The 465-nt window shown below is 54.0% G+C and carries 2 tRNA genes and 1 rRNA gene; all 3 read right to left on the bottom strand.

Features of this window, described 5'->3' with window-relative positions:
* Nucleotides 1–42 precede the first annotated feature (42 nt).
* Nucleotides 43–118: transfer RNA gene (locus tag DU29_RS0129065), tRNA-Ala, on the bottom strand.
* Between the two features lie 27 nt (nt 119–145).
* Nucleotides 146–222: transfer RNA gene (locus DU29_RS0129060), tRNA-Ile, on the bottom strand.
* Between the two features lie 83 nt (nt 223–305).
* Nucleotides 306–465 (bottom strand): 16S ribosomal RNA (locus tag DU29_RS0129055); the annotation flags it as partial.

Genomic DNA, 465 nt, shown 5'->3' with positions numbered 1-465 from the left:
TGGAATGCTCATTTCTAAGCTTTATACAATCAGAAGCAGTAGTGGTGGAGCCAAACGGGATCGAACCGTTGACCTCCTGCGTGCAAGGCAGGCGCTCTCCCAGCTGAGCTATGGCCCCGTATCTCTACAGGTTCCCACACAAAATTGGTGGGTCTGGGCAGATTCGAACTGCCGACCTCACCCTTATCAGGGGTGCGCTCTAACCAACTGAGCTACAGACCCAACTTCGGGCTGCTTCTAAATCGTCTTCTTCAATGAATCAAGCAATTCGTGTGGGAGCTCATGGAGCAGCTGATGTCGTCGATTAAGGAGGTGATCCAGCCGCAGGTTCCCCTACGGCTACCTTGTTACGACTTCACCCCAGTCATGAATCACACCGTGGTAACCGTCCTCCCGAAGGTTAGACTAGCTACTTCTGGTGCAACCCACTCCCATGGTGTGACGGGCGGTGTGTACAAGGCCCGG

This window comes from Pseudomonas sp. Ant30-3 (assembly GCF_000690905.1).
In the GTDB taxonomy this organism is placed as follows: Bacteria; Pseudomonadota; Gammaproteobacteria; order Pseudomonadales; family Pseudomonadaceae; genus Aquipseudomonas.
The sequence above is the reverse complement of the archived record's forward strand: the minus strand, read 5'-3'. Positions and strand labels throughout refer to the sequence as shown.